At 65.9% G+C, this 334-nt stretch carries 1 protein-coding gene; it reads right to left on the bottom strand.

The genetic code is table 11. From position 1 onward, the window contains the following. A partial coding sequence (locus AA75_RS49670; RefSeq protein ID WP_033822154.1) for a hypothetical protein occupies positions 1–334 on the bottom strand: 334 nt, incomplete at both ends.

Below are 334 nucleotides of genomic sequence, written 5' to 3'. Positions count from 1 at the left end.
CGGAGGCGTTGATGGTGTAGGTGGTGTCCTTCACCGTGGGGGCCTGGTCGTTGGTGCCGTTGTGGAGGGTGGTGTGGGTGAGGCGGTCGTAGGCGTCGTAGGTGTGGGTGGTGTGGGTGGTGGTGTGGGGGCCGGGGGTGCCGTTTTCGGTGAGGGTGGGTCGGGTGTCGGTGCGGGTGGCGAGGTTGCCGTGGCTGTTGTAGGTGTAGTCGGTGCGTGAGAGGGTCTCGCCGGGGGTGCCGTCGGGGTTGTCCTTGGTGAGGGTTTCGGTTTTGGGTTGGTCGTTGTCCCAGTAGTCGGTGCGGGTGGTGGTGTTGTTGCCGTGCTTGACCGC

It is taken from the genome of Kitasatospora sp. MBT63, from assembly GCF_000710465.2.
GTDB lineage: Bacteria > Actinomycetota > Actinomycetes > Streptomycetales > Streptomycetaceae > Kitasatospora.
Note: the sequence above shows the minus strand (reverse complement) of the source record. Positions and strands in the feature narration are given on the sequence as shown.